General features: G+C 67.6%; 14 protein-coding genes, 1 pseudogene and 1 riboswitch. Of the genes and pseudogenes, 1 reads left to right on the plus strand and 14 read right to left on the minus strand.

The annotated features are described in order from the left end of the window. Positions 1-252 precede the first annotated feature (252 nt). Together ABDJ40_RS24130 and ABDJ40_RS24135 are read right to left on the minus strand one after the other, a co-directional pair. Positions 253-1062, minus strand: a pseudogene (locus tag ABDJ40_RS24130) (zonular occludens toxin domain-containing protein); the annotation flags it as partial. Between the two features lie 15 nt (positions 1063-1077). Next, the gene (locus ABDJ40_RS24135) at positions 1078-2355 is read right to left on the minus strand and encodes a putative Na+/H+ antiporter (RefSeq protein WP_347613601.1); all 1278 of its coding nucleotides are present in this window, start codon (positions 2353-2355) and stop codon (positions 1078-1080) included. A gap of 336 nt (positions 2356-2691) precedes the next feature. On the opposite strand from ABDJ40_RS24135, the gene ABDJ40_RS24140 reads away from it, so the two are divergent. After that, entirely contained in the window at positions 2692-3816 is a 1125-nt protein-coding gene (locus ABDJ40_RS24140) for a branched-chain amino acid ABC transporter substrate-binding protein (RefSeq protein WP_269632909.1), read from the plus strand. 77 nt (positions 3817-3893) lie between these two features. On the opposite strand, the gene ABDJ40_RS24145 is transcribed toward ABDJ40_RS24140, so the two are convergent. From ABDJ40_RS24145 to ABDJ40_RS24200, 12 genes are all read right to left on the minus strand, one after another. Beyond that, positions 3894-4472, minus strand: a complete 579-nt coding sequence (locus tag ABDJ40_RS24145; protein WP_347613602.1) for a C39 family peptidase — start codon at positions 4470-4472, stop codon at positions 3894-3896. A 49-nt stretch (positions 4473-4521) separates the two neighbouring features. Beyond that, complete coding sequence (locus ABDJ40_RS24150; RefSeq protein WP_347613604.1) at positions 4522-5256, minus strand: hypothetical protein; 735 nt, start codon at positions 5254-5256, stop codon at positions 4522-4524. Positions 5257-5831: 575 nt separating this feature from the next. Beyond that, positions 5832-5952: riboswitch (glycine riboswitch) on the minus strand. A gap of 186 nt (positions 5953-6138) precedes the next feature. Next, complete coding sequence (locus tag ABDJ40_RS24155; protein WP_347613605.1) at positions 6139-7446, minus strand: TolC family outer membrane protein; 1308 nt, start codon at positions 7444-7446, stop codon at positions 6139-6141. Between the two features lie 69 nt (positions 7447-7515). Continuing rightward, entirely contained in the window at positions 7516-8823 is a 1308-nt protein-coding gene (locus ABDJ40_RS24160; RefSeq protein ID WP_347613606.1) for an ABC transporter permease, read from the minus strand. After that, positions 8820-9545 (minus strand): ABC transporter ATP-binding protein, encoded by a 726-nt coding sequence (locus ABDJ40_RS24165; protein WP_269632904.1) that lies wholly within the window; start codon positions 9543-9545, stop codon positions 8820-8822. The genes ABDJ40_RS24160 and ABDJ40_RS24165 overlap by 4 nt, the downstream gene beginning before the upstream one ends. A 30-nt stretch (positions 9546-9575) precedes the next feature. Next, a complete protein-coding gene (locus ABDJ40_RS24170; RefSeq protein ID WP_347613608.1) occupies positions 9576-10793 on the minus strand; it encodes an efflux RND transporter periplasmic adaptor subunit in 1218 nt (405 codons plus the stop codon). 1 nt (position 10794) lies between these two features. Beyond that, positions 10795-11481, minus strand: a complete 687-nt coding sequence (locus ABDJ40_RS24175) for a YIP1 family protein (RefSeq protein WP_347613609.1) — start codon at positions 11479-11481, stop codon at positions 10795-10797. Positions 11482-11577: 96 nt separating this feature from the next. Beyond that, entirely contained in the window at positions 11578-13071 is a 1494-nt protein-coding gene (locus tag ABDJ40_RS24180; RefSeq protein WP_347613612.1) for a thioesterase domain-containing protein, read from the minus strand. Between the two features lie 36 nt (positions 13072-13107). Further along, entirely contained in the window at positions 13108-13524 is a 417-nt protein-coding gene (locus ABDJ40_RS24185) for a hypothetical protein (RefSeq protein ID WP_347613614.1), read from the minus strand. Continuing rightward, on the minus strand, positions 13521-14441 hold the full coding sequence (locus ABDJ40_RS24190) for an alpha/beta fold hydrolase (protein ID WP_347613616.1): 921 nt from the start codon (positions 14439-14441) through the stop codon (positions 13521-13523). Before ABDJ40_RS24190 ends, ABDJ40_RS24185 begins: the two co-directional genes overlap by 4 nt. A gap of 49 nt (positions 14442-14490) precedes the next feature. Next, positions 14491-15264 carry a hypothetical protein gene (locus tag ABDJ40_RS24195; RefSeq protein WP_347613617.1) on the minus strand — a complete coding sequence of 258 codons (774 nt, stop codon included), beginning with the start codon at positions 15262-15264 and terminating at the stop codon, positions 14491-14493. A gap of 7 nt (positions 15265-15271) precedes the next feature. Further along, positions 15272-22235: amino acid adenylation domain-containing protein (locus ABDJ40_RS24200; protein WP_347613618.1), on the minus strand; the 6964-nt coding region annotated here is incomplete at its 5' end.

Raw genomic sequence — 22235 nt, forward strand, 5'->3', positions numbered from 1 at the left:
TCTCTTTCGTTCTGTCGTCGGCCAACGATTTGCCAAAGCTTGGAGTGGGCCAGATCGTCGAACTCACGTAGCTGGCCTGCGACGTCGGCACACAAAGTCAACATGACTTGGCTGGCCGCTTACACCGAATCTTCACTACTGACGATCTGGAACATCGAACGGCGGCATTTCGGCCGGCCGTTAGAAGACGCGAATGTCAGAGATGGGTCGATCTGAGACGGTCACACTACGCAGATGCGCATGGCCCGGCTCTCAGGTGGCCACTAAGGCCCCTGATGCCGCTCTCGCAGGTGCAGACGCCTCAGGAGCGCGCACAGGCGCAGCATGTGTCCCAGGGGGCACTAGGTGGCCCTGAGTGACCGCGTAGCACAGCGCCGGCCGGTCCGACACGATCCGAGGAGGCTGCTCCTGCGTCATGCAGTGACACTCATCCTCAGTCTCCCAGCAGCCCGCCACGATATCCGGCCAGGTCTCACGCTCAGCGATCACACCGACAAATGCCGGCCGGCCACGAGGCACCACACGCTGGCCACCAGGTGCAGCACCGCCTGGCCAAGCACCAGGCACAACACCAGATGCGGACGCACCAGGCGCAGAAGCCGCAGCTGCTGGCGTGGCAGTGGTCATACGATCCGCCCGCCTAGCAGCATTCCAAATCAAGAACGGGACTGCAATTACCGCAATCACAAACGCCCAGATTTGCCAGGGAATGCCACGTGCTTGCTTAGTATGAAGCTCCGAGCTTCTATAAATATCGAAGTTCTTTTTCGAGTACTTCCAAACCTTCTTGCTTAGCGCCTGGCTGACAGACTTCGGATTCGTGCAGGCGTCAAACTCATAAATCATCGCCGCACCACGGCCGAACAACCGACGCACATGCAAATGAGGGTTGATCAGGGCGCGGACATTTGCATGCAGTAAGTTTCCGTGCTGCGTGATGAAAACAAAGTCCACGCCATAGTGCCGGTGCTCTTCCAAATTGGTGATATGAGGTGGAAGCGCCCTCCCCGCGGCCATCGGTTTGAATACGTGCAGCGCCTCATCGATCACGATGACATCGCCAGGCCGACACCAAAGTCACAGCGCCAGGAAGGCGATCGCTGCCAGCGCCGTCGGCACGAGGGCGCCCAGCAGCAACTCCATGGCGCCGATGGACTCATCGGCAAAGCCGCGCTTGAGCAAGGCCACCCCCGCCGGATTAGGCGCATTGGCGATGACCGTCAGGCCACCGCCGGCCACGGCACCGGCGACCAGCGCATGCTTGGCCTCCACCGGAATGCCGGCGATGAGCGAGCCGAGGTAGGTCAGCGCTGCGTTGTCGGTGATGGCCGTGAGGCCGATGGCGCCGAAGAACAGGGCCAGCGGCTCCAGGCTGGAGACGATGGGCTGCAGCCACCAGGCCTGCATGCCACCCAGCACCACGAGCCCGGCCAGGAAAAAGGCCACCAGCAGCGCCTCTTTCAGGATCAGCGGGCTCTGGTAGCGCTCATAGGCCTGGCTGAAGCCCAGGAACATCAGGAACAGGCCCAGAAAGGCCACCGGATGATGGGCCAGCACCACCACGCCCGCGAGCAGCAGCACATGCACCAGGGCCACGGCCAGCGGCACCGGCGCCGGCGCCGGCGCGCCGGCGCCCTCCTCCCGCGCAGCTGACCGAATCTCCTGCAGGTGCTTGCGCATCACCCAGGTCGCCAGCGTGGCGTTGAGCAGCACGGCCAGCACGGCCTTCCAGCCGAAGTGGGCCAGCATGTAGGCGCTGTCCCATTGCCAGGTCGCGGCCACCATCAGCACGGGCGGCGCCGCATAGGCCGTCAGGGTGCCACCGATGGACACGTTGACGAAGAGCACGCCCAGCGCGAAGTACTTCGGCCGCTCGGGCACCTCGGACCGGAACACCACCGGCGCCAGCATCAGGGCTGCCAGCGTCATGGCGGCGGGCTCGGTGACCAGGGATCCCAAGAGCGGAACCACCGCCAGGCCCAGCCAGGTGCTGGAAACGGCGCCTGGGAGCGGGATCAGCCGGGACACGAAGGTCATCGCCCGCTGCACGAGGTCGATCACCGGCCGCGAGGCAGCCACCACCATCACGACGAAGACGAACAGCGGCTCGGTGTAGTTGCGGGACTCGGCGTAGTGCAAGGCGCTGGCGCCATCCTTCAGCACGGCGAGCGCCAGGATCAGCACCAGAGCCCAGAAGCCGAAGACCACCTCCACCTCGCCCAGCAGATGAAACAGGCCGGCGTGCTGCGGGTAGCGATGGGACAGCCGCTCGAACTGCTTGGCGGCAAAGGTGTGGGCCAGGGCCAGGACGAACAGGGCCAGGGCGACGTAGGAGATGAGGGTGTCGGTGTGCATGGTCGTGGAAACTCCGCGCGGCGGCCCGACCTGCGCTCAACCTGCCAGGCCGCAAGACCTGACACCCAACCCAGGAATTTACCATTGCCGCCGCCCTCCCCGCACCGCGCAAGCGTCCGGTCGGCCCGCCCTCGCCACCAGGGGCGTTCCCGCAGGCCCGCGGGACAGGGCCGTGCAAGAGGCTGCCTTTAGCATTCCTCAAGGCTCGGCACAGACACATCGCCTAAAGTGCCGCCATCCGCGTTTTCCCTTCCGGCGCTGCGGCCCTGCACATGGCCTGCGGCGGCCCGGAGCATGGGGCATGCCCTGCCCATCCACTGACCAAGAGGACCTTTGATGAAGAAGTATTCCCTGAATCTGCTGCTGCTCGCCGCGGGTCTGGCCTGTTTCGGCGCGCAGGCGCAGGAGCGTATCCGCATCGGTTTCATGAGCCCGACCACGGGCCCGCAGGCCGGCAACGGCACGGACAACCGCGACGGCGCGCTGCTGGCCATCAAGGAGCTCAATGCCAAGGGGATCAAGGTGGGCGGCAAGGCCGTGCAGTTCGATCTCGACGTGAACGACGACACCGCGGATCCGCGCCAGGGCGTGCAGGTGGCTCAGCAACTGGTCGACAAGAAGATCAAGTTCGTCCTGGGGCCCTACAACTCGGGCGTCACCATGCCCACCTCCCGGATCTTCGCCGAAGGCGGCGTGCTGGTGCTGACGGTGGCCTCCAATCCGCGCATCACCACGCAGGGCCATGCCCGCCTGTTCCGCATCGGCGCGACCGACAACCAGCTCGGCGCCAAGATGGCCGTCTACGCGGCCCAGGACCTGAAGATCAAGACCGTGGCCGTCATCGACGATCGCACAGCCTACGGCCTGGGCGTGGCACAGGAGTTCGTGGACCAGGCCAGCAAGCTCGGCATCAAGGTGGTCGCCAAGGAATTCACCAACGACAAGGCCAGCGACTTCAATACCATCCTCACCTCGGTGAAGGCTGCCAAGCCGGACGCTGTCTTCTACGGCGGCTACTCGGCCCAGGCCGGCCCCATGCTGCGCCAGATGCGCTCGCTGGGCATTGCCACGCCGCTGCTGGGTGGTGACGGCATCTGCTCGTCGGAGACGGCCACGCTGTCCCAGCTCAACACCGAGCTGAACGTGTACTGCACGCAGGGTGGCTCCATCATCGACCGCAGCGACAAGGGCAAGAAGTTCGTCGAGCGCTACCGCGCCGAGTTCAAGCGCGACCCGCTGACCTATGCCGCCGCCTTCTACGACGGCGCCAACCTGCTGGCATCAGCCATCGAGGCCACGCAGTCCACCGACCCGGGCAAGCTCAGCGAGCACCTCGCGAAGTCCAGCTACATGGGCGTGGCCGGCGAGTATGCCTATGACGCGAAGCATGACCTGAAGCAGTCGGCGGTCACCGTCTTCACCTTCAAGGGCAAGGACGTCGTGGCGCTGAAGAGCCTCTGAGGCCCATCGCCGATCCAGCGCCCCACTCCGCCGCAGCCCTCTCTCATCTCCTCGTGCTGCGGCGGAGTCGACAGGCGTCAGCGCACGCGCAAGGTGTGCGTCCAGGCGTGGTCGCTGGCGGAGACCATCCAGTTGTAGCTGTCTTCCGAATTGCCTTCGCCGGGCCACGGGTTCATGTAGAGCACGTAGTAGCCGCCGTTCCAGACTTCATAGCCAGTCCCGACCATGATGTGCCCGCCGCCGGAGCTCCAGCCGAAGCGGATCATGAAGGGCTTGTTGTAGTTGATGTCCGAAACGATGGAATTCCAGGACGAGGCATAGGCATAGGCATTGGTGCCGATGCCCCAGTTGGCCAGCACGCCCTGGGCACTGCCACCCGAGCCGTACAGTGCGTTGGGCTGGTTGGCGTAGCTGCTCCAGTTGAAGGTGCCGTTGCCGCAGGCGTAGTTGATGCCAAAGGCCCAGTTGACGATGCTGCACTGGCTCGGCGGTGTCTTGTAGTAGCTGATGATGGCCTTGCTGGAGGCCGACCAGCACCACTGGCTGTGCTCCTGGATGGTCTGGGGCACGTTCAGCGCCTTGTACTGGGCGAAGGCCAGGGGCATGAGCAGGCTGAGACCCAGGCCGGCCAGCGTCTTCTTCAGATTCGCGTTCATGCGATCTCCATTCGATTCTTTGGGGAAGGTTCGTCGGTGTGCTGGCAGCTCAGCGCAGCATGTCCAGGTTCTTGCTCACGGCCGTGCGCAGCGGATCGAGCAGCTGCGGAGCTTCCACCAGGCCAGCGTTGGCATCGCCTGAACCCGCGGCCAGGCCATGGCGCAACAGGGCGTCGCGGGCGGACTGCAGCGTCGCGTAGCGGGCCTTGCCATCCTTGCCGGACACCACCTCCAGCAGGTCCGACTGAGCCTGGTAGACGCGGATGAAACGCAGATTGCTGCCGTCGGCATTGCCATGGACCTGGCGCAGCGCATCCAGCTCACGGGCCAGCCCCGCCCCGCCGAAGGAGACGGCCTGCCAGCGCCCTTCCGCCTTCTGCACGGTCACCAGACCGACCGGCCGCTCACCGACCTGCACGACGAAGCGCCAGCTGCCCGTCGGCGTTGCCATGGCGCTGAGGTCGGTGCGACCGGCGGCCAGTTCCTGCGGGCTGACCGTGTGCATCTCGAAGCCTGCGCCGATCCGTGCCTGCGACAGCTCCTGGACATCGGACACCTCCAGCGCCATGTGGTTCGGGGACAGGCCGGCGTAGTACTGCTGCTTGCGCTGCTGGTACTCGCCCAGACCGCGCTGGGCTGCCATCAGCGCCTGGTTGCGGTCGGACTGGCGTTGAGCGATGTTGCCTCGCTCGCCGCCGACGGGTACGGCGGAGGCCGGCAGTGCGGCCAGCGTCAAGGCGCACAGCAGCGCGCCTGGCAGGACCAATGCTTTCTTCTTGAACATGATGTCTCCTTCGGTTGCGATGGGTACTGCTTGGGTCCCGCCGGCAGGCAGCCTGTACGGCCCGCCCGGCGGTTCGTGGAAGACCGCCCTTCTCCTAGCGGCGCTTCGACGTGCTGTGCAGTGGCATCTCTATTGCTGGACGCTCACTTGCATCGTTACTTTCTCAGCAGCGAGATCTGCGCGACGGCGCGCTGCGCCATGGCGGATCGGCAGGCGCCAAGGCGCGGCCTGCCCGCCCGGGAGCGGATCCAGTCGATGTCTTCGGGTGATGTGCCTGCGCTGCCGTCAGGCGATGGGGGTCAGGCGCAGCCGGTCACGCGGCGCCATCGCTGATGGCGTCTCCGAGGTGGCAGGGCAGGCAAGACCTGACCCCGGACCGCATCCGGTCCATGGGCTGCTCGCGCCAGTCTGGCCCACTGGGAAATGGACACAGGCACTGGTGCACGGGCGGGGAAGGTCGAAAGGAGCGGGAGGGCTGCCGACGACATATCAGACACTCCGGACAGGGGTTTGCATCACAAAGCCTGCACAGGCTGCGGAGCGATCAGCCCCGGTCTGGCCTGTGAAGACTTCGCGCCGCTCCCGCTGTCCTTGGTACCTGAGAGATTCGCGGGAGGCGCTGCCTTCCGCTTGCTCCTTCGGTGGGATCACCGGCCATGGGCATGTCCGCGTGATCCGCTCTCCAGTGTCGGCTGATTGCGAGTCCAGTACGGGGCCTGAGCGTGTATGGGAGATTGCGCCTTCGGCGTCCCGTGAGGCTTTTGGCCAGCACGGTCACTCTCCTGGATTCGCAGAGCGATATTGCCAACTTCACGCCATCGTCACGACGGAGCTTTCCCGCAGGTAGATTCCCCTAGACGATGGCAAGCCAGCACACTGCCCTCAGCGTGCCAGAGTCTTGTTGAGTTCTTCCAGATGCTCCGCGCGCAGCTGTCCGGTGGCCTCGCGCAGCCTGAGTTGGCCCATCAGCAGCGCATAGCGTGCCTTGGCCAGGTCGCGCTGGGTCTCGTAGCGCTGGGCCTCGGCATTGAGCACATCCAGACTCAGCCGCACGCCGGCCCTGTAGCCGCGCTGGGTGGCCTCCAGCGACTGCTGGCTGGAGATGGCGGCTGTTTCCAGCGCGCTGAGCTGCGCACGGGCCGATTGCATCTGAAAGTAGGCACGCTCAGTGGCTTCAGCGACGGAGCGCCGCGTTGCCTCCAACTCGTCCTCCGCCTTGCTCTCCAGGATCAGGGTCTCCCGGAGGCGGTTGTCGATGGCATGCCCCGCGAAGATGGGCAGGTTCAGCTCCACGCCAATGCTGGCTTGGCGCGTGGAACCGGCAAGGCCCTGGGCCTGAGCGGCAGTGCCTGTCTGACGGCTGTAGCCGAGCGAGGACACCAGCTCCACGGTAGGCAGGGCGCCTGCGCGGGCCCGCTCGGTGCCGGCCCTGGCGGCAGCCAGCGTCAAGTGAGCACGCTGCAGGATTGGATGCTCGGCCTCATCGGCGGCCCACGATGCCAGCTCGCGCTGTTCGAGTTCGGGCAGCACTACAGGCTGGGCCAGCGGTGCCGGGCTGAGCCCGGGACGCCCTGTCAACCTGGCCAAGGCCAGGCGAGCGATGCGCAGCTCGTTCTCCGCGGCCTGCTCCTGGGCCGCAGCCAGGTCAAAGCGCGCCTGGGCGTCGCGCACATCGGTGATGATGCCGGTGCCGGCCTTGTACTGGAGCTGGGCTGCGTTGAGCTGCCCCTGGATGGACTCCTTGCTCCTCTGGGTTGCCGTAAGAACGTCCTGGGCCGAGAGTACGTCGAAGTAGGCCCTAGCCACCTGGACGATGAAGGCCTGCTGCGTCAGCTCGTAGTCCCGCTGTGCCAACTGCTCCTCGATGCCTGAGCGCCTCAGGTCCGCCGTGTGCTGGCGGTTGAACAGCGCCTGGCGCAGCACCAGGTTCGCCGTCGTGGTGGTGCCGTAAAGCGGAGCACTATCGGACGCGACCTCGCCGGAGGGGAGGCTCTGCCGCCTGCGTGTGCTGCTTCCTTCAAGGCTGATGGCGGGCAGGAACAGCGCCCGGGCCTGCGCTGCGCGCGGCAGGGCCGCATCGCGCTGGCGCTGGGCGGCCCGCAGACCGGCGTCCTGCTTGTAGGCCGCATCGAAGACCTGGACCAGGTCCTCCGCATGGACCTGGCCGCAAGCTGCCGATGCGGCAAGCACCAGAGCGAGGCGCGTGCGCCTCGCGAAAAATGGCTTCAAAAGCATAGAGCTGGCGATTGTGTTGAGTTGCTATTCGTAGCGCAGGGCTTCGATGGGTGCGAGACCGGCCGCGTTGCTGGCTGGGATGATGCCGAACACCATGCCGACGAAGCCTGAGAAGCCACAGGCCCCCGCCACAGCCCACCAGGGCACGGTGGGATCGGGGAAGTTGGGAATCAGCTTGGCAATGCCAAAGCCCAGGCCGTAGCCGGCGGCCACGCCGATCAGGCCGCCCAGCATCGCCAGCACCACGGCTTCCATAAGGAACTGCATCAGGATGAAGTGCCGTGGCGCACCCAGGGCCTTGACGATGCCGATCTCCCGGGTCCGCTCGGTGACGGACACCAGCATGATGTTCATGATGCCCACGCCCCCGACCAGCAGCGAGATGCTCACCACCCCCGCAACCACCAGCGTCACGATGGTGGTGATCTCCTTGAAGGATTTGGCCAGCGAATCGGCCGACTCCACGATGAAGTCATCCGCCTGCCCCTGCTTGAGCTGGTGAGCGCGGCGCAACAGGCTGCTCACGCGTGCCTTGACGGCGCCCGCCTGGTCCATGTCCGTCACTGTGAAGGTGATGGACAGATCGGGCTGGTCCGTCACGCCAGTGACGGAAAGTGCCGTGTGGTAGGGCATCAGCAGGTAGTTGTCCTGGCTGACGCCGAACATCTCGCCGCGCGGCTCCATCAGCCCGACGACCTTGAACCACTCGCTGCCGATCTGGATGTAGTGGCCCGACGGGTCGGCCGGGAGCTTCAGGTCACGCCGTAGCCGCTCGCCCAGCACCACGACGCGCCGTCGCGTGTCGTCGTCGCTGTCGGTCAGGAAGCGGCCGTAGCGCGGGTAGGACTGCTGGACGTCCTGGTAGCGGCTCGTGGTTCCCAGCATGACACCGGTGCCCACATTGGGGCCGTTGCGGATCTCGACGTTGCCGCCACCGCCCGCGACGATGGGGGTGATGTGCCGGATGCCGTCCACGCCGTGCTTGATCTGGTCCAGGTCGGTCAGGCGCAAGCGATTGATCTTGCCGCGCAGCTCGTCCTCCAGCGGCGTTTCTGCGCGCACGGTCAGGGCGTTGCCCCCAAGGCTCTGGAACTGGCGCGAGATCGAGCTGGACAGCCCCTGCACCAGGGCCACCACGGCGATGACAGACGCCACGCCGATGATGATGCCCAGCATGGTCAGGAAGCTGCGAAGGCCGTGGGCCCGGATGCTGGCCAGGGCGGAGCGCATGGCCTCTTGCAAGGCATAGAGCCCGACCCGCTGATCGCTGCCCTCCTCGCCCGTGAAGTCGTCCAAGGCCGCCGGGGCCTCGGTCTGGCTTGCTGTGTTCATGAGGTGCTCATCTCCGGGCTAACGACTTCGGGGGCGGGGCTGGCCATGGGCCGGCGTGAATCCTGGTCAATGCGGCCATCGCGCAGGCGCACCACGCGCTGGCATCGCGCCGCGATCTCAGGTTCATGGGTGACGATGACCACCGTCAGGCCGCCGGCATGCAGCTCGGCCAGCAGCGACATGATCTCGTCGCTGGTCCTGCTGTCCAGGTTGCCGGTGGGTTCGTCGGCCAGCAGCAGGTGCGGCCGGCCGACCAGGGCACGGGCGATAGCCACCCGCTGGCGCTGGCCGCCGGACATCTCGTTGGGCTTGTGGTCCACGCGATGGCCAAGGCCGACGCGCTCCAGGCAAGCCCGGGCGGCGGCCTCGCGCTGGGCCGGGGCGATGCCGCGGTAGACCAGCGGCTGCGCCACATTGGCCAGGGCCGTCTGCCGCGGTAGCAGGTGAAAGCTCTGAAAGATGAAGCCGATGCGTCGGTTGCGGACCCGCGCCAGCTGGTCTTCGCCGAGCTTGGCGACGTCCTCGCCGACCAGTCGGTAGCTGCCCTGCGTGGGCGTGTCCAGGCAGCCCATGATGTTCATCAGCGTGGATTTCCCCGATCCGGAGGCGCCGGTCAGCGCCACCAGTTCGCCGCGGTCGATGTGGAGGTCGACCCCCTGAAGGATGGGAAAGCTCGCGTCACCGAGGAAGTAGGTCTTGTGGATGTCTCTGAGTTCGATCACGACGGTGTCTCTTGGCTCAAGGCCGGCTGGTCAGGACGGCTTGCCGCCTTTTTGGTGACTGTCACGGGCCTCGGCACGGTCCTGGCTGCGCACTGCCTCGCCGTCGGACAGGAAGCGCAGGGTCTTCGCCGGACCGGTGATCACGGTCTCGCCCGTCTTCAGTCCGCGGGTGACTTCGATGAAGGTGTCATCGGCCAGGCCAATCTCCACGGGACGGCGCACGGCGCGGCGATTGTCCATGACGAAGACGAAGGCGCGGGTCTTGTCGTCGCGTCCTTCGCTGGATTCATAGTGGACGGCCTGAACCGGAACACCGGGATTCTTGGCCTCGCCGCTTTGGCTCACGGCGATCTCGGCCCGGCAGCTCATGCCTGGATGGAAGGGCAGGCCCTCGTTCTCCAGCTTGACCCGCACGGGGTAGCTGCGGCTCTGTCCCGGGTTCTGCTTGGGGGCCATGGCGACCTGCTCCACACGACCACGGAAGGCGCGGTCGGGAAAGGCGGCGGGAACAATGCGAACCCCCTGCCCCTTGGACAGCCGGGCCACGTCGGTCTCGTCGACGTTGATCTCGGCAAAGGTGCTGCGCGTGTCGGCAATGGTCATCAGCGTCGAGCCTGCAATGCTGACGGCGGCCGGCACCGCCGTCTCGCCGGGCTTGATGCTGACCAGGGTCACCTTGCCGTCGATGGGCGCGTGGATCTCCGTCTTGGCCAGGCGGTCCTGGGCCTGACGCAGCTGCGCCTGCGCTTGCTTGACCGTCTCCCGGCCGGTGCGCAGCTCGACGGCGGCCAGGTCCACCTGGGCCTGCATTTCGTCGTACTTCGTCGGCTCGACGAGATCATGGCGGCGCAGCTCGGCATAGCGCTTGGCACGCACCGTCAGGGCTTCCAGGTTCACGCGCTGGCGTTCCACCTGCAGCTCCGACTGGCGCAGACTGGCTTGCAGCTGCAAGGTCTCCGCGCGAGGGGACTCGTCCTCCAGTCGGATCAGCAGCTGCCCCTTGCGCACCGCGTCCCCTTCCTTGACCAGCACCTCGTTGACGCGGGCGATGATCTCAGGCACCAGGGTGACCTGACTCTCGTAGACCAGGGTGCCCGAGGCCAGGATGGACGGCGACGGCGCACGCAGCACCACCTTCTCGGTCTCGACGTCCTTGACTTGCTTGCCGCGCGCCAGCTTCACGCCGACCGGCACGACCAGGACCAGGGCGATCGCGGCAGCGGCCGCCCATTTCTTGCTTTTGCTCATGTTATGCGCGCACCAGGATGATCAGGGCCCAAACACCGTAGTAGACCGACCACGGGACCATGGAGAAAGCCACGGAAAAGGCCATGGACCGGCCGCTCCAGGCCTTCACCCCGATTGCGCTCAGCCACCAGACCCAGGGATGGAGGATGGTCAGGGTCGACAGCCAGCCATGCCAGGGGCTGTTGCGCGGGACATGGAAGAGCAGCTCGTTGAGCGACAGCACGTTGAGCTCCTCCTGGGCCACCTGCCCGTTCGGATGCATCAGCATGAAGCCCATGGAGACCAGCAGGATCAGGAGCAGCGGGAGTGCGCTCCAGCAGCTCAGGGCCATCCAGTGCTTGAAGGAGCGCTCGATATTGGCCATGCGGCCGGCCAGCAGGAAGTAGCTGCTCTCCAAAAGCCTGGCCACGGTCAGACCGATGAGCACGGCTGCCGTCGAGGTGCCGATGACGACGCCGCGGGACAACAAGGGGGAGGACTCCGCGTCGCTGCCCGACTGGCTGGCCGGGCGCAGGACGTTGTCGTTGAGCCAGTTGAAGTCGACCATCTGGAAGTAGCCGAAGAGGCCGACTGCGGAGCCCAGCACCAGCAGCAGCAGGGGGAACCAGAAGCGGGGGCGCTCCCCCAGCGCGTTGAAGGCGGCCTGCGGCTCGAGCAGGATTTGACTGGCAATTTGTAGATTGTTCATGATCTGCCTTGTTAATTGATTTGTAAGAACGGGGCGCAGGCGATCACGGACCGGCCAAGCCAGGCCCGGAATTCTCGCGGCGCGATTGTGCCGTTGTCAGATGACCATGTTGAGTGTGGACGGCCTGCTGGCGGGCGCGGCGCTCCGGTCGCTCAGCCACCAATCGGCCAGCGCCTTGACATGAGGGGCGCGCAGGATGGTCATGTGGTTGCCCGGACCGTCCCATTGGCTCAGCTGCGGCAGCAGCTGGCGCCAGCCCTGCGCCATGGCCGCGGCCTTGCGCGCCACCTCCTGAGCCGGCAGCCGCGAATCAGGCACCAGGACCAGACGCGCCGGCACCGTGCAGCTGGGGCCCGGCTGATAGACGGTACGCAGGGCCGCGCCGAAGGTCCGCAGCGGTCCCAGCAACAGCTGCGGACGCGCCCGTGCCGGCAGCAGGCCCACCCGGACCGCTGCCTGGAACACTTGCTGGAGCCGGCCGGCGTCGTCAAGAGACGCCAGCGCAGCGCTGCTGAGCCCCAGGGAGCGCTCGGCGACCAGCTCCAGGCTTTCAATGAACTGCTCCATCACCTCCAGCGGGGTGTACTCACGGCCGAGCGTGCCCTGCGTCCCCGGGGCCTCGCTGTCGATCAGGGTCAGGGATGCCGCGGGCCGGTTGGCCGCCTGCAGCAGGCCGGCGATGTGGAAGGCGACCCAGCCGCCAAAGGAATGACCGAGCAGATGCACGGGCCCGTTGCCCTGTACGGACTCGATGGCACTCATGCACTGGGCCGCCGCGGCTTCGACGCTGGCATGCGGGACCATCAGGCCGTCAACACCACGCGGCTGCAAGCCGTGCACCGACCAGTCCGGCCCCAGGGCACCTGCCAGCGCTGCGAAGCCGGTGATGCTGTCTCCGGCGCCCGGAATGCAGAAGAGCGGCGCATGCCTGTTGAGCGGGCTCTGTCGCCCGGACTGGATGACGATATGGGGCTGGTAGTCCAGTTCTGGCGCACGGGAGCGGCCAATCTCGGGCTTGGCCTGCAAGGCCATCAGCTGGGCGGCCAATGCGCGCACGGTGGCCCGCGCGCCAAGGCCTGGCCCCTGCTGCGCCAGCTGAAGCCCTGGCAGGCTGCCGCTCCAGCCGGCCTGCTCGCTAGGGGCGAACAGGTGGACCGAGAGCGCCGCGGCCGGCATGGGCAGGTCCGCGGCGAGGTCCGGCTGCGGCCCGAGCAGGCCGATGAACTCGACCTCCTGGTCCTGACCCAGCAGCTGCAGCGCGATCTCGTAGGCCAGGATGCCGAAGGCGCCGACGCCAGCGAGCCGATAGGGCCCGTTCGGCTGAATGCGCCGGATGGTGCGCAACATGCTGGCGGCCTGCCCTTCGCGCGTGGCGGCATGGCGGCCGGCATGGCGTCCCAGCAGGTAGACGGGCATGGCGCCCGACAGGTACTTGTTGAGATCTTGCAGGTCGATCTGGCCTGTATTCCGGCCCTGTGCAACGAACAACGGCGTCTGCTTCCCACCCTGTCGAAGCGGCACGAAGCCGGCCCGCAGGGAATCGTCGCTCAATAGGTGAGCGGCGATGGCCTCGCCCTCTTTGTTCACCATGTCGTGTTCTCCCAATTGAAGATGTGGCCCTCGGGATCACTCCGAGGCACGCAGCTTGTACTTGCGGACGATGCCCTTGTCGTCGAGGATGACTGTCAGCTCGCGCCGGGTGCCCGTCATCTCCATCACGTCGGAGATTTCGCCGACCACAGGGATCAGGCCGACCAGCAACGGAACGCCCGGCTTGTCGACGTACACCCAGGCTTCCCAGCCGCTGTCAAAGCGCACCTTGTCGCCCTCCCCCATGGCCTGCACCAGTTCGGCGCGGCTTGTCTTGTTCACGACCAGCACCTGCTCCGGCGCCTTGCGGGCGGCAGCCTGGCCGCCGCCGAGATCCGCCGTCGCGCAGCCCTGCAGACCGGTCAGGGCCAGCAAGGAGGCCAGTGCGAGCGCCTGCCAGGGGCCGCGCAGGCGGCCTTGCGCCGCCAGGTCTTGCGTGCCAGCGCCCCTCATTTGCGAACCTCCGCGCTGAGCTGCTGGACCGCCGAGATCACGGTATCGGGCCTGTCCTTCTGGATGTAATGCCCCGAGTCAGCAATGAGCTCCGCCCCGCGGCGGGCGCCCGTCATGGACACCCAGTCCTGGCGCAGGCCCTGAAGCATGCGCTCGTAGCTGCCCCGCTCCTCCATCTTGAACTTGCCGCTCACCAGTAGGCGCACAGGCTGGCGCAGCGGCTGTCGGGTGTTGATGCGCTGCAGGCAGTCGGTCTGCTGGTCGAACTCACGCCGGTCGGCGCTGCTGAAGGCGATGGCCCGCACACCCTTGATCAGCAGGGCGGCGCCGGGCGCCTCGGCCTGCACCGTTTCCCAGTGACGCGGATGGGTGGGGTCCAGGAGCACCAGCCCTGCGACGTCCTCCGGATACATCTTGGCAAAGACATACTGGTAGAGCCCCCCCAGGGAGTGGCCGACGAGGATGTACGGCGGCGGCACACCGGCGTCCTGGAGCAGGCGGCGCTCCTCGCTGGCAATGGTGCAGGGGTCCCTGGAGGCATCGGTCGAGGGCGTGTCGGCCCGGCCCGGGCGGTCGAAGGCAATCACCAAGTGCTGCTGGGAAAGCCCGGGGATCACGCTCTTCCAGGCGCTCTTGTCGTCTTGCAGGCCGGCCTGCAGCACCACGGCCGGCAGACGGCTGCCTGTACGGAGGTAGCTGCGCTCGGTGAAGACTCGTCCCTTGCTGCTGTCCAGGCCGGCGTCCGAGGACTCCGGGCGCGTGGGCTCGGAGGCGCAGCCGGCCAGGCCTGCCAGGGCCGCAAGGGCGATGGCTGAGCAAAGTTGCGAGCCCAGGCCGCGCCGGGGCCGGGCTGAAGGGGCAGGTAGGACGGCAGCGTCGCCGGCCATGAACAGGAGGGAGTTGGATGCTTGCTTCATGGATTGGAATTCAAAAAAGGTGCTTGTAGGGGTGTTGGCCGCACCTGGCTCAAGGCAGCGGCTCCAGGTATTCGAAGACCACTTGCGTGTCATCCGGCCAGGCGCTGTCGTGCAAGGGCAAGCGAACCACCCGGTCGCGAAGATGCGGCCAGTCCAGCAGCGGCAGGCGGCTGGCCGGCGCACCCATGCCGTAGAGCGACTCCTGGGTCAGCAGCACGCGGCGCCGGCTGCCGGACACCAGCGTCACCTCGAACACCGGCCGGTCGGCGAAGATCGGGTAGAAGGCCTGGGACATCTCGCAGGCCCTGCCCGGGTTGGAGGCCATCAGGGCCTGATTGGCGCGGCTGGGTGGCACCACCATCAGGCCCGCGTTGAGGTCCACCCGGCACTGCAGGCGCAGATCGCCCAGCCGCCTCACATGGGCGGGCAGACCGGGTGTGCGCACCACGGGGCGCCAGGCGAAGCTGCCCTCGGGCTGATTGGACTGCAGCACGGCATCGGGGCCGTTGAGATCGGGGCGCACGGGCACTTTGAAGGAGCCGTCCGCCTCCAGCGTCAGCGGCGCCCGCGCCCCTCCGGAAACGATGGCCAGCGTCGGCCGGACCGCCCCGGCCCCCTGCCGGCGTGGATACAGCTGGAAGCTCAGGGAGGCATTGGGCGCCAGGGCCCGGTGTGCGGCGAAAGCCTCGATGCCCTTGAGCACCCCGGCATAGGAGCGCTGGTCCAGCGGGGCCGCAGCCGGCGAATCAGCGGCCATGACGGAGCCCCCGGCCATCAGACAGGCCGCGACGGCGATGAAATGCAATGAATTGATCTTTCTCATGGGACCTTCAGGATGATGCGGTGACCGTCTCGCGGGACTGGACGTCACTGTGCAGGGCTGCCTGCAGTGCCGCACTCAGTTCGTCGATGACGGGAGTCTTCATAATGGATTGGTGGCTTGCCTTGAAACGGACGATGCTAAGGCGACTTCCCAGCAGTTGGTCCCAGCCCAGCGCCTGGACTTGCAACGATTCGCTTGCGGCGAACAGGTGCACCCGCAGGTCCAGCGCCTGGGCCTGGTAGGCCTCGATGGCTTCCACGAAGGCGTTCTGCGTGCAGAGCCGGCGCCTGAAGCCCGCGAGATCCGTGGAAGGCGGCAGCCCTTCATCCTCGACCAGCTTGGCCAGCACTGCGTCCATGCTGTCCAGCTTGGCCAGGCGCTTGACCTCCCTGGCCGGCATGCCGAGGTCGTGCTGCAGCATCACGAGCAGGAAGGCCCACTCACGCCGCTCCAGGGGGTGCTGGCCAGCGCCCAGCCACTGGCGCTGCGCGTCCACGATGGCATGGGCCCGGTAGAGCGTGTCGATCAGGCCGAGGAAGGACACCGCCTCCCCTTGCGCCATCAGCTGCCGGGCCACCTCGTAGGCCACCTGGCCGCCCGCCGACCAGGCGGCCAGCCGGTAAGGCCCCTGCGCCTGCACACTGCGCAGGGCCCGGATGTAGTGGCGCGCCATGTCCTCAATCGTGCGCAGCGGCTGCTCGCCCTCGCGCAGGCCCGGCGCCGGCAGGGCGTAGACGGGCAGGTCCGGGTCGAGTCGGCGGGCCAGCTCGACAGCGTAGTCGCCGGTGCAGTCCAGGGCATGCATCACGAACAGCGGCCGCTGGCTGCCCTGGGCACGGACGGCGGTCAGCGCCGCGACCATCGGCTGGCGGTTCTCCATGTGCCGGGCCAGTGCCTCCAGCGTCGGATGCAGATAGAGCTCAGCCAGCGGCAACTCGACATCCAACTCCCCCCGGATCCTGGCCATCAGCTGCACGGCCAGCAACGAATGGCCGCCCAGCTCGAAGAAGTGGCTGTCGCGGCCGACCTGATCCAGCTCCAGCAGGTCAGCCCAGATCCTGGCCAGGGCCTGCTCCATGGCACCCTGGGGAGGCCGCAGCGGGCTGGCGCTCTCGGCCCCCGGGGCCGGTAGTGCACGCCGGTCGATCTTGCCGTTCGGCGTGAGCGGGAAGGCCTCCAGGCGAACGAAGGCGCTGGGCACCATGTAGTGCGGCAGTGCGGCCGCGGCGTGCTGCCTGAGCGCGGCGATCTCCGCCTCCGCCTCGGCAGGGCTGCCGTGGGCGGTGTAGTAGGCCAGCAGTCGCAAGGCGCCCATGCTGTCAGCACGGGCGGTGACGCAGACCTCGCGTACCGCGCCGTGCCCGGCCAGCCGGGCCTCGACCTCGCCCAGTTCGACGCGGAAGCCGCGCACCTTGACCTGCTGGTCATTGCGACCGAGGAACTCGATGGTCCCGTCCGGCAGCCAGCGGCCGAGGTCACCGCTGCGGTACATGCGCCCACCGGGGCAGAAGGGATCGTCGAGGAAGCGCTCCGCCGTCAGGTCCTCGCGATGGAGGTAGCCTCGCGCCACGCCGACCCCTCCGATATGGAGCTCCCCGGTGGCGCCCGCCGGCACCAGGCGTCCCTGGACATCCAGGAGGTAGACGCTGACATTGGCAATGGGACGGCCAATGGGCACCGCACTGACCATCGACGCCTGGGGAAGGCAGTGATGCGTGGTAGCGCACACCGTCGTCTCCGTGGGGCCGTAGGCATTGATCAGCCTGAGCCGAGCGGCCCAGGCCTGGGCCGCCTTGGGCGCGATGGCCTCGCCCGCGACGATGAGGGTGTGGGCTGCAAAGGGCATGCCCGCCTCCTCGCAGGCAGCGAGCGCCGAGGGCGGCAGGGTCACATGGCTGACAGCCAGGCGCTGCAGCGTGCCCAGCAGCGCCCGGCCCGGCATCATCTCCTCAGGATCGGCAAGGCACAGCGTGGCACCGCTGGCCAGCGCGAGGGCCAGCTCGGAGATGCTGGCGTCGAAGCTGGGCGAGGCGAACTGAAGCAGGCGGCTGTCGCTGCGGACACCGAAGGCCTCGGCCTGGGCGTCCACCAGATTGCTGAGCCCGAGATGCTCGTTCATCACGCCCTTGGGCTGCCCGGTGGAACCCGAGGTGTAGATGAGGTAGGCCAGATGGTGCATCTGCAGGCCGGTCTCTTCCCGGCTCAGGTTGGCCTCGGATTCGGCGCTCCAGCCCGCGGCATCGGCCTGCAGGTCGATCACGGGCTGCTGCCAGCCTGCAGCATCCAGTGCCTGCAGGGCGGCCTCACCCTGGCACAGCAGCACCATGGGCCGGCTGTCCTCCAGCATGTAGCGCAGCCGGTCGGCGGGATAGGCCGGATCCAGCGGCAGGTAGGCCGCCCCCGTCTTCCAGATGGCCAGTTGGGCCAGCACCAGTTCCGGGCTGCGGCCGGCACAGACGCCCACGAAGCGATCAGGGCCCGCGCCCAGGGCGCGCAGGTGTCGGGCCAGCTGGTTGGCGCGCGCATTGAGTTCCCCATAGCTCAGCCGCAGCTCGCCATGGACCACCGCCTCGGACCGCGGCCGCGCCTGTGCCTGCCGCTCGAAGCGCTCGTGCAGGCACAGCGCTGGCACGTCCTGCACCGCGCGCCCGACGCCGCCCTGCGCCAGCAGCCACGCACGCTCCTGCTCGGGCAGGATGTCCAGCGACTGCACCGCCATCGAAGGCGACAATTCCAGCGCCTGCGTCAGCGCCAGCAGCGAGTGCTCCAGCAGGGCCGCCACGCGGCCGGCGTCGATGGGAGAGAGCGCCTGCACCGTGACGGCCAGGGCCTCGCCGAGGTCGTCGACGGAAACGCCCAGCGGGTAGTTGCTGCGCTCCTCGCCACCGAAGTCTTCGATGTCCCAGTCGAAGCCATCCGCCTCGCTACTCCGTTCGGCCGGCGCATGCCGGTAGTTGAGCAGCGAGGTGAACAGCGGCGCCAGCGTCCCCACCCGGCTGCAACGCTGCGCCAGGGCCAGGGAAGCATGCTCGTGATGCAGCAACCGGGCGAGATCCCGGTGAACCTTGCGCAGGCTGTGCACCAGGGCCCCATCGTCGACGCTCACGCGCAGCGGCAGGGTGTTGATGAACAAGCCCAGCGCGCGGTCCGCCTGCTCACCGCCCTGCATGCGTCCGAACAGGACGGTGCCGAAGACCACGTCGCGCCGCCCGGTCACGCGGGCCAGCACCAGCGCCCAGGCCAGGTGCATCACGCTGGCCGTGCCCACGCCCAGTCGCCGGGCCTGCTGGCGCACGGCCGTGGCCAGGGCGTTCGGCAGCAGGCGGCGGTGCTCGTCGATCTGGCTGCCATCGCCCTGGACATCCAGCACGTCGAAGGGGGCGGTGGGCTCGTCGATGTCACCCAGCATGCGGGTGAAGAACTCTTCATGAGCCTGCCGGCTGCTGCCCAGCCGCGCTTGCGCGACGAAGTTGCGGAAGGGCACAGGAGCTTGCAGCTCATCCGCCCTGCCCTGCTCGATCAGGAAGGCCTCGCGGGTCAGCAGCTCCACCGTGGTGTGGTCGATCACCAGGTGATGCGCCAGCAGCATCAGCAGCCAGCGGCCGCTGGCCGGGTCCTCGGCGGCATGCGCACGCAGCAGGGGTGCCCTTGCCACGTCGATACGGTGCAGGCGGGGATCGAAGCGTGCGCGCAGCTGCTGTTCACCGGGACCGGCGCCAGCGTCCAGGGTTTCGATCGCCAGATTCAGCGGGGCCTGGCGCCGCACGACCTGCACCGCCTGCTCAAGGCCCTGCCAGGCAATGCCGGTGCGCAGGATGTCATGGCGTGCAATCACCTGCTGCAAGGCGGCGAGGAACTGGTCCAGGCGCTGGCGGTCGGGGAAGCCCAGCACCGTGGGCAGCAGATAGGGATCGCCCTGCTGATGCATCAGGTGATGGAACAGGATGCCTTCCTGCAGCGGGGCCAGCGGGTAGATGTCCTGCACATTGGCCGCACCACCTTCGACATCGGCCAGCACGCGATCGATGGCGGCCTGGTCGAGTGCGACCAGGCTCAGCATCTCTGGCGTGATCGCCGTGGCGCCGTCGGGGATCAGGTTCGGGGGCACCTGCACCTGGCTGCTTTCTCGACCGACGAGCCGCGCCAGATCCGCCAGCGACGCCGCCGTGAGCAGTGCCCGCACTTCGGCGTGCAGGCCCTCGCGGCGCATGCGCTCAATCAGCGTGACGGCCATCAGCGAATGGCCACCCAGCTCGAAGAAGTTGTCGTGGCGGCTGACGCGATCCAGTTGCAGCAGTTCAGCCCAGATGGCCGCCAGGGCAATCTCGGTCTCGCCCTGCGGTGCTTCATAGGCGGCCCTCAGCAGGGCGTCTCCGTCCGGCGCGGGCAGCGCCTTGCGGTCCAGCTTGCCATTGGCATTCAGCGGCAGCGCGGGGAGGCGCACATAGGCGGAAGGCACCATATAGGCGGGCAAGGTGCTGGCAGCATGGGCCTGCAGCTGCCCGGCCTCGGCCTCGCCGGTGTAGTAGGCCACCAGACGCTGTTGCCCGGGTTCGTCCTCACGCGCCAGCACCACCACCTCGGGCGCCAGCTCGGCCAGACAGGCCTCGATCTCGCCCAGCTCGATGCGCAGCCCTCGGATCTTCACCTGGAAGTCATTGCGGCCGAGATACTCGATGCTGCCGTCCTCCAGCCAGCGGCCGAGGTCCCCGGTCTTGTACATCCTGGCACCGGGGCGGTCCTCGAAGGGATCGGCGATGAAGCGGTCCTCGGTGAGCTCGGGCCGGTTCAGATAGCCGCGCCCGACCTGCACGCCGCCGATGTGGACCTCGCCCGCCACACCCAAGGGCTGCGGCCGCAAGGCAGCGTCCAGGATGTAGAGCCGCGTGTTGGCGATGGGCCTGCCAATGGGCACGAAGGCGCGGGCGTCATCGGCCCTGCAGCTCCAGGCGCTGACGTCGACAGCCGCCTCGGTCGGGCCATAAAGGTTGTGCAGCCCGGCGCTCGGCCAGTGTGACAGCGCACGGCGGGCCAGCCCCGCAGGCAGGGCCTCACCACTGCACACCACATGGCGAAGGCGCCTGCCCTGCCCCGGCTCGGCATGATCCAGGAAGACCTGGAGCATGGAGGGCACGAAGTGCAGCGTTGTCACGCCGGCGTCATCGATCAGCTCGGCAAGGTACAGGGGATCCTTGTGGCCCTCCGGGCGTGCCAGCTCCAGTCGGGCTCCCACCATCAGCGGCCAGAAGAACTCCCACACCGAGACGTCGAAACTGAACGGCGTCTTCTGCAGGACCACGTCTGTGGCGTCCAGCGCATAGGCCTGCTGCATCCACAAGAGCCGGTTGACGACGGCGCGGTGGGTGTTCATCGCGCCCTTGGGCCTGCCGGTTGAACCGGAGGTGAAGATGACGTAGGCCAGATGGTCGGAGCCCGGTGCCGTAGGCAATGGATCCTCCGCCGAGGCCTGCGCCCACTGCACCGCATCGCGCTGCAGATGCAGACACAGGGCCGGGATTGCCGTGGCACCGGCCTGGCTCAGCGCTTCCTCGCCCGCATCGTCCATCAGCATCGCCACGGGCGTGGCATCTTCCAGCATGTGCCGCAGCCGCTCTGGCGGATGCGTGGGATCGAAGGGAACATAGGCCGCACCGGCCTTGAGCACGGCGTACAGGGCCACGACCAGGTCGATGCTGCGCTGGGCGCAAACACCGACGCGATCGTCAGGCGCCAGGCCGGCGGCGCTCAGGTGGTGGGCCAGCCGGTTGGCGCGTGCATTCAGCTGGGCATAGCTCAGCACCTCGCCATCCATGCTCAGGGCTGGCGCATCGGGTGTGCGCTTCACCTGGGCCTCGAAACCATGGTGCAGGCAGCGTTCACCCTCTTCATAGACGCGGTCCGTGGCATTGAAGACCCGCAGGACCTGCTCGCGCTCCGCCGCCGGCAAGGGGTCCAGGCAGGCCACAGGCAGCTCCGGACCGGTTTCCAGCGCCTGTGCAAGCACGGACAGCGCCTCCACCATGTGGGCGCAGACCCGCTGCGGCGCCAGGCCCTCACGGCACTGGGCGGTCAGCAGGAAGTCCTGTCCCAGGTCGTCCACGGCCAGGGTCAGCGGATAGTTGGTGCGCTCGGAGGCGCCCAGCAGGTCCATGCCCTCGTCCGCTGCGCCCTGCCCGTCTTCGGTCGGGGTCGGCTGCGGCAGCGGGCTGTGGCGATAGTTGAGCAAGGAGGTGAACAGCGGCGACTGCGCGTCAACGGCGCTGCAGCGCTGTGCCAGGGCCAGCGGCGCGTGCTCGTGGCGCAGCAGCTCCGCCAGCATGGAATGGACCTCGGCCAGGCGCAGACCTGTTTCCAGCTCGTCGATGTCGATGCGCACAGGCAGGGTGTTGATGAACATGCCCAGCGTCCGGCTGGCCTGATCACCGCTGTGCATGCGCCCGAACAGCACTGTGCCGAAGACCACTTCGCGGCGGCCGGTACTTCGGGCCAGCACCAGGGCCCAGGCCAGGTGGACGAGGCTGGCGGCACTGACGCCATGCCGCCGGGCCTGCTCTCGAAGGCGGGCCGACAGGGGTGTGGCCAGGACCTCGCGATGCTCGGCAAGATCGAAGTCGGAGGCGCCGGCCCTGCCCAGACCGAAGGGAGTGGTCGGCTCGTCAATGCCGCCCAGCATGCGCCGGAAGAAGGCCTCGTGCTCCGCCTGGCTCACGCCCAGGCGGGCCTGGGCCACGAAGTTGCGGAAGGGTGCCGGCGCCAGCAGCGCCTCCAGGCGGCCCTGCTCGATGAGCTGAGCCTCCTCGACCAGCAGCTCCAGCGTCGTGTGATCGATCGCCAGGTGATGGGCCAGCACCAGCAGCACCCAGCGGCCCTGCTCTGGGTCCTGGGCCGCATGGGCCTCCAGCAGCGGCGCCCGCCGCACGTCCAGCCGGTAATGCCGCGGATCGAAGCGCTGCTGCAGCTGCTGCGCCACA

This window comes from Roseateles flavus (assembly GCF_039872765.1).
GTDB classification, from domain to species: Bacteria; Pseudomonadota; Gammaproteobacteria; order Burkholderiales; family Burkholderiaceae_C; genus Roseateles_B; species Roseateles_B flavus.